Genomic DNA, 7306 nt, shown 5'->3' with positions numbered 1-7306 from the left:
TACCGAGTCAGTTTTTGAAACTGACATGACTGCACGGCGTGACTATACAATGTCATCATTTGAAAATGACATGACTGCACAGCGTGACTATATGGTGTCTCGATTTGAAATTAATATGACTGTACAGCGTGACTATACGAAGTCTTCAGTTGATACAGATATGAATCGTACTCAACTTAAATCTGATATCCATACCGATATAAGCGTCTCCCCCTTTCTTTTCAGTTAGATAGAAGCATGTGTTCAACAGTTTTGTGTTTACCAGTTGTTCTTTTGTGGTTCAACCATCTATGACTGTTCGCCCTGACTGCAAGGTCAACCAAAATGAAATTGATATGACTGTTCGCCTTGACTATTAGGTCAACCAAAATGAAATTGATATGACTGTTCGCCTTGACTATTAGGTCAACCAAATTGAAATTGATATGACTGTTTGCCTTGACTATTAGGTCAACCAAATTGAAATTGATCGAATCTTCACCACTTTAATTTTGTACTCCGATGTACATCGCTAAACAAAAAAAACTAACAGTCGTTACCGCCTCAAAGAAGCCATTACTTGCTGGCGTCAGCGGCACTCGATACCGAGTAGTGATCGGCCAAAAGAAATTGACGCCTGATTTGGTACAAGCATCCCCCACCAGGTGACCTATATAGCCAAATGTCAGCGAGTATGCCCAAGGAAACTCATACGTCGCACATAAGAACCAAAGCCCGAACGCGGCAAGTAAACTATGTAGCGCTCCTCGATGCCCGAGAATGCCTTCAATCGGTATACTCAAAAACGGAACAATGCGCCCTACCCTGCTATGTCTGGTGTCAATGTCAGGCAGTAATGCTCCTAACATCGCGAAACCCATACCTGCAAATGACATCCAATAGAATGTGTCTTGCATGGTATTCATGCAGATGTAATAGGCGCTTGCTGTTGTTATTTGATGATTGATGGCCTTCACACGGCACCACCCTACTCAACAGCGTTGCCGTTTGTTGCCTTATCTACACGACGCTCTAAGTCTTTAAAGGCAATGTCGCTTGCTGCTCGAACGTCACGGAATAAGTCATCATTGCCATCATTGTTCGAATCGTATGGCATGAATGACAATAAGTAGACGCGGTACTGAGTACCTTCACGGATAATTTCTGTATCCGTTACGTCATAGTCAGAGAGCTGTGCGTTCGCCACCAGCTTATCGATTGTCTTTTCGGTCAACGATACGACTTTGCTTTCCGTTGTTGCTGAATTGGTTGTTTCTGATGTGTACGCACGTTCACTGCCCGATACGATTTGGCGATATTTCTTGGCCAATTCGAACTCAGCGTTAATCTTCGCTTTGGTTACCGCCATGTCTAAGTCAGAACTCATTCCTGTTCCGGCTGCAAAAAAGCCTTCACCGTTAGACTTCGGTGGTTTCATGTACCAAGATGGAATGTTACTCAGTGTCTCATCCACACGGTCAACCGTTGCGTCATGCTTCGCCTTTTCTACTTCCAATTTGGTCATGTCGTTAGATGCACAACCGACTGCCATGATTGAAATCATGAACGCAGCTAATGTTTTCTTTTGAGTCATTTTCATTGGTCTAGTCTCTTTTTAATGAATTAACGCTTTTGTTATACATACGCGAACTCATCGTTGAGAAAATAAATTGAAGTAGCGTTATAGCGACTGGGACCGTTGCGATGATTGCCCCAACACTCATCAAACCTGCCATTTCTTCCAGATAGATATTGACGCTGCTTAGAACGGTTGTGGTGTGTGAAGCTGCGTAGATTAAGCCGACATAAGTAAACACCCCAATCCACAGTGAGCCAGCCATTGCGATTTTGATGTCAGTGAGAGATGGAAGCATGTGCAGTGTTACTGAAGATAAAACCCAGATGAGAAACCACTGTTGCCACCCTGCTTTATTCATGAACAACGTTAGGTCAATTGTGTTGTTATTAAAAAGATACGGTGTCACTTGTGGTGAGAGGAAATACAGTGCGACGATGCTTGTGAAAATTGGGCCAATACTGACTATTACTTTTCGAATTGAACCGGAGATGGTCATTGGGTATTCGTAATTTACGTAGCCGAGCACGGGATTATCTTGAGTCGGCATTTGAAACAGTTTCACTTCGGTTACCTTAAACCCAACCAATTTGCACATCAGGTAATGTCCGAGTTCATGTAAAGGTACACCAACTATTCCCGTGATAAACACGAGTACTCTGCTCTTTTGGAAGCGCTCCATCAGATACTTAAGTACCCAAATGGCGGCAGCAATAGTTAGGAAGTGGATCATAGAGTTACCAATAAACGTAAAGACGGTAATAAGGTAACGTTTCCCTCAAACGATGTTTTCAATTAAAGAGCCAATTTTCGGGCGTTAATTGGCAATATTTATTGTTGACCGTGCCGTGCGTCTATCTTTCGGACCTTTATTTGATACAACTCACACCAATGGAGAACTTGTTGAAGTCTTTCTGGTTTCGTAGATTCATCGATCAAAAGCGCAGCCGCATTAGAAAGCTGTAGCTGTTCAAAATTCAATAGCCGCCCAGCTACACGGCCATCATTGTCATAATCCGCGTTCAGCATCTTGGCTTGATATTGGCACTTTGGAAAGGTCGTATAAGGGGAGTCTGACAGTATCGCGACTTCTCCGGATACATTGCCCAGCAGCAGGCTGACTTTTTCCGTCACGGATAATTCACACTTCTGGCCACGAAGGTCGATAACAGAAAGTACAAACGGCGACTCGGGGGTAAGCGTTCTTGCCCAAACACCATTGAGCTTCACATTTGAGGGCAGAGGATGTCTCGCAAAGATATTGAGAAACAACTCATCAGGAACAGCCTTTGGTCCTAAGTTCAACCGGGTGATTATAAATTTCTTCGGTATCTTACCGAGCTCCACCAGCGTGCTCGTGAGCATTGATTCCATTTCGGCTTCTTTCAACCACACCCCGCCTTGCTTTATCGGCAAGTTAAAGCAATCACCATAAAGTCCTTCACCATTTGCGAGCCCTTTCGATTTCAATATCAACGGCACACCTGCGCCACTGCCAGTATTTGTTCTGTGTTTGGCGTATGGAATTACATAGTTCATACCTAGCATATTCGATGTCCATTTTTGATTCTGTCATCATTGGTTATACACCGATTTTGGACTGGTTTAGACAGTTAGGATTTCTTTCAAAGACATTGATATATAAGGGCTCAAGGAGAATTCGCTAATTTTCAAAGTGGGGGGAGATTACTACTAAAAAATGGATTTCGTGATGTATATTCATAACATCACAAACAAGTTTAAGAAGGCATATTATGATTACTGAAATGATTAGCTCGCTAAGAGATTCGGTTACTCCATTCAAATTTGATGGTAGTACTTGTGATGTGCTTAAGGCATACAACAAAGATGGGTCCCCGAGCTGGCTCGATGAAAAAGGTGAGCTCATCGAGGGGATTTACATTGGTATGGAGAACGAGGTTTACCATGCCCTACCCGCGTATTCATCATCTCAGTTGAAACTGCTTGTAAAGAAATCCCCTGCCCACTTTTACAGAAAATACATAAGCGATATTGACCGTGGTAGAACCGTGTCGAAGTCGCTGCAACGCACCTTTGATGCAGGCACTTATGGTCATGAGTTGGTCCTAGAGCCTCATGGGTTCTATGACCGCTATTACCGCGATATTGTGCCAGCTGATTACCCAAATGCCCTTAGAACGGTCGCAGAAATGCAAGCGCTTGTTGAGAAGCTTAACATCCCTAATGTGCCAAAAAGCGCCAATAAAGAGCGTTTGATGAAAGAGTTATTGGCAGTAGAACCGACCCTGCAATTTTGGGATACGGTTTTAGAAGAGCACAACAATAAGGCTATCCATAAAGGTAAAAAAGCGATTGATGCCATTGTCTGGGACGATGCACACCGCGTACACGAAACATGTCGAGATAATGTTGATGCAGATGCATTGATTCAAGATGGGTTACCAGAGATCTCCTTTATCGCTCACTGCCCAGAAACTGGCTTGTGGCTCAAGTGTCGCTTTGACTGGCTACGCTTCGACTGTATTGCTGTTGATGTAAAAACAACTGCGAGTACGGACCCTGATGCGTTTGCCAAGCAAGCGGGTAACTTGGGATATCACATTCAAGAAGCGTTCTATACCTACGTAGCAAGCTTGCTTGAGGTGAACTTGGGTGCCTTCTTGTTTGCATGCATTGAGTATGTCGATGCTGATTTATGTGAAGTCTATGACTTACAAAGAAAGGAAGAATCGATGATTAAGTTCAAAGATGGGCTACATACATTGGCGACTTGCCTTTCTACAGGCGTATGGACAAAACGCGTGAATCTATCAGGAATCACTTCTATCACTATTCCGAAGTACTGCCGTTAATTGGAGGGCGCTATCATGACTAATCAATCACTAGTATTACAAGCAGTCGAGGCTGCACGTCCTCATTTTTCGACTATCGTTGCTGAGAACCAATCGGGTCTTGATACAGACTTAGAGCTGGAATATGTGGCATACATTCTGGAAAGCTTTGGTGAGTCGATTACCTCTAATATGGATGCGAACTCAGTGTATTGGAGCATACTGAACCAAGCGACCATTGGTTTGTCTGTTGAGGAAGGCTTGAATCACGGCACCTTTTTGTATCGTCACGATTATGTATCGAATTTCTTCGTGTTGGAATTTATGCCGACATACCACGGACTGATTCACTTAGCGTTCGAGTCAGGTGAAATGGCGCAAGTTACAGCGGATCAAGTTTTTAGCAATGACCAATTTGTCTATCATGGCTCTCGTTCACTGCCTGAGCATACTTCTCAAGGTGCCTATGCCAGTGGGGACTTACTATGTGCTTATGCTGTTGGGGAGACACTGGGAGGGCATGTTTATTGTGAAGCACTATCCCGTGAAGAGTTGGATGAGATCGAGCTTATGGCGGCTATGAGTTTCAGTTCTAACCAGTCGGTTTGGAATACTGCATTTGTTGGTCAGATGCGTAAGAAATCTGCAATTCGTAGAATGATGCGCTTGTTGTTCAATCAACTCGGTTTCGATAAGCCTCATTACCGCAGTCGTATTAAAACGCTCATGAGCGTAGAAGATAATATGTGGACGAACATGAAATCCACCATGGACCACGAGATCGCTCGTGGAAAGAAAGAGAAGCAATTATTAAGTTCAAACCAAAACAACGTTCCTGTTAACACCTTTGGACAGCCAATCAAGAACACCAATACTGTGTGTACTTCGAAGGTAGTTACACACACAGGTGAGTCTGCTGCTGATTTGATTAAGCGTGCAGGTTCCACTGATGGACCAAAAATGGAATTTATTCCTCCGGTTCAAGATGCAACAGAACAACCGTCAACTGATAACCCATCGCCAACCACTCTTGGTTCTGATGGCTTTATGGGCGGGTGGGGGTACTAATGACGAACACTGAAACTTACAACGAACCTGAGCGACTGCCTACTGCGAATATCATCACGCAAGGGAAGAAGAATGTATTCCTCACTCATTCTGTAGTGAGTGGTCGCTCCAAAAAACTGATCTACAAAACTAAGCGCAGCGATACCGGCTCTGTCAAAGAAGTTGAGTGTACTCAAGAGCAGGCCGATGTGTATATCCACCAGCAAGTCGTGAAGAGTTTGCGAACACATCCTGATGACATTAACTTGCCACATATGTCTATGTTATGTCTTCCCAAGGAATATAAGGCAGTGCGTGAAAGAGATGTTCTGGTCCGTTTTCGAGTTCCCGAGGCGTCAATGTCTTGGATAGATAACGACATCCTCTCCGTTGACTCGACGACATGTTTCAATTCAGATTCCAGTTTTTTTCCTACTTCTGGCACAAGTAATTTTACCCTTGCTGTTCTGACAATTTACCCTGTGGATTCTGGATATTTTGCAACGTTGAAAACTGAACAAGGGTATACCGGTCTTCCTATGAGCCATTGGATGTCGTTAGTACCGATATGGCGAAAAACGGTGGTGAAGACAGAAATTGCGATTCTGATTGACAGTGAAGCTCAATCTGATTTACCTGGTCTTGCAAAGATGGCGAATAAACGCGGGTATACTTTCCTCGGAGCGATATCTGGTTTCTTCAATAAAGTAGAAGGCAGTTCTGAAGCTCTCCTTAGTCAGCTATCTGCCTGTAAGCTGTTTGCTGATGCTCGTGTCCCGGCTGAACCTACTATGGACGATGAATTTGGGTTTGCCTTTTCCATGGCCACCAATTCTGTGTATCGATTCGATGCAAGACGCTCAATTCTACTGACCATCATTGATTTCGATTCAAGCACCAATACATGGGTACTTGGCTTTACTGATACCGGTGAGCGATTAACACAGATCCCTTATTCTTATGACGACTTCTTTACGATGGGTTACCAAATTGCTGTTGTGGCGAGTTTTCGTGAGCAAGAATTAGTGAAAGTCTTTAGCTATCAATTCCACTCTAGTTGTCTCGATGAAGAGTCCTCTTCAAGCCAGCTAGAGACGAAAATTTAATATTCGGTGCTGCACCTCAAAGCCAATCTCCCCCCGTTTTCTATTCTCGGCCCCTGTTTATGCTTCCCTAACGCCAATATGGGGGGAGGGGGTGTTTTGTTGATTTAGTATCTACTCATCAAAGACAAGAAGGTGATAGATACATGAATACAACTAAAGTGCCGAGCACTCACTCTGATCACGACACACAACCTGTACCCAGTCAGTTAATTGAATCGATGGAACGCTTTGAATTTGATTCGATGACAGAAGCACAGGTAGAAACCGCTTTTGAATACCTAATGGAGCAAGTGTCGTAGAGTATATCTCCGGCATTTTACCCGTGTTCCAATCTGTCATCATGACAGAATAGTAAGAGATTTTGATTGTTTAGTGTGACTAGCTTCATTCTGGTTTGCTTTCATCTTGTTGGCATTTCCACATTCTCATCACACCTGTTTGGTCACTACTACAACAAAATTTCTTTCTCATACATTGAAGCCTAACATTCAGTCAGTTCCCGCGTTTATGTATCGCAGAGCTGACTTTTCGTATGTTAGTGGTGGCTTCAAACCCATTACTCCTTACTCACGTTCGTTTATGAATTGCACAACATGGCCGATAAGTACAATAGTAGGACGCGTCCTACTATTTTAAGTTGTTGTTTTTGTTGTGTTTTGTTTTTTCCTCTATCGTTCCCCTATCTTTTGCAGAAAAGTACATCATTAGTTTAAAACTTTATCGTAAGTCGAATTTCAATGAATTTATCCAAAATTGACTTATTATATCTTTTCTTACCTTTAATA

The 7306-nt window shown here is 43.2% G+C and carries 9 protein-coding genes; 5 read left to right on the top strand and 4 right to left on the bottom strand.

Features of this window, described 5'->3' with window-relative positions; all coding sequences use genetic code 11:
* Positions 1-229: hypothetical protein (locus tag AB4138_RS21380; RefSeq protein WP_372182069.1), on the top strand; the 229-nt coding region annotated here is incomplete at its 5' end.
* A gap of 256 nt (positions 230-485) precedes the next feature.
* On the opposite strand, the gene AB4138_RS21375 is transcribed toward AB4138_RS21380, so the two are convergent.
* The 4 genes from AB4138_RS21375 to AB4138_RS21360 form a co-directional block, all read right to left on the bottom strand.
* On the bottom strand, positions 486-956 hold the full coding sequence (locus AB4138_RS21375) for a metal-dependent hydrolase (protein ID WP_239917316.1): 471 nt from the start codon (positions 954-956) through the stop codon (positions 486-488).
* A gap of 11 nt (positions 957-967) precedes the next feature.
* Positions 968-1579, bottom strand: a complete 612-nt coding sequence (locus tag AB4138_RS21370; RefSeq protein WP_081230257.1) for an LPP20 family lipoprotein — start codon at positions 1577-1579, stop codon at positions 968-970.
* A 4-nt stretch (positions 1580-1583) separates the two neighbouring features.
* Positions 1584-2288 carry a hypothetical protein gene (locus tag AB4138_RS21365; RefSeq protein WP_372157498.1) on the bottom strand — a complete coding sequence of 235 codons (705 nt, stop codon included), beginning with the start codon at positions 2286-2288 and terminating at the stop codon, positions 1584-1586.
* Positions 2289-2386: 98 nt separating this feature from the next.
* The gene (locus tag AB4138_RS21360) at positions 2387-3103 is read right to left on the bottom strand and encodes a hypothetical protein (protein ID WP_372128025.1); all 717 of its coding nucleotides are present in this window, start codon (positions 3101-3103) and stop codon (positions 2387-2389) included.
* 206 nt (positions 3104-3309) lie between these two features.
* Between AB4138_RS21360 and AB4138_RS21355 the strand changes: the two genes are divergently transcribed.
* From AB4138_RS21355 to AB4138_RS21340, 4 genes are all read left to right on the top strand, one after another.
* The gene (locus tag AB4138_RS21355; RefSeq protein ID WP_372157500.1) at positions 3310-4389 is read left to right on the top strand and encodes a PD-(D/E)XK nuclease-like domain-containing protein; all 1080 of its coding nucleotides are present in this window, start codon (positions 3310-3312) and stop codon (positions 4387-4389) included.
* A 15-nt stretch (positions 4390-4404) separates the two neighbouring features.
* Complete coding sequence (locus AB4138_RS21350; protein WP_081230253.1) at positions 4405-5436, top strand: recombinase RecT; 1032 nt, start codon at positions 4405-4407, stop codon at positions 5434-5436.
* Positions 5436-6521, top strand: coding sequence for a hypothetical protein (locus tag AB4138_RS21345; protein ID WP_372128027.1), 1086 nt, complete (start codon positions 5436-5438; stop codon positions 6519-6521). Before AB4138_RS21350 ends, AB4138_RS21345 begins: the two co-directional genes overlap by 1 nt.
* A 143-nt stretch (positions 6522-6664) precedes the next feature.
* A complete protein-coding gene (locus tag AB4138_RS21340; RefSeq protein ID WP_154724030.1) occupies positions 6665-6820 on the top strand; it encodes a hypothetical protein in 156 nt (51 codons plus the stop codon).
* The last annotated feature ends 486 nt before the right edge of the window (positions 6821-7306 follow it).

The sequence above is a fragment of the Vibrio sp. 10N.286.52.C3 genome (genome assembly GCF_041468865.1).
Taxonomy (GTDB): Bacteria; Pseudomonadota; Gammaproteobacteria; order Enterobacterales; family Vibrionaceae; genus Vibrio; species Vibrio crassostreae_C.
This window is presented reverse-complemented; position numbering and strand designations above follow the sequence as displayed.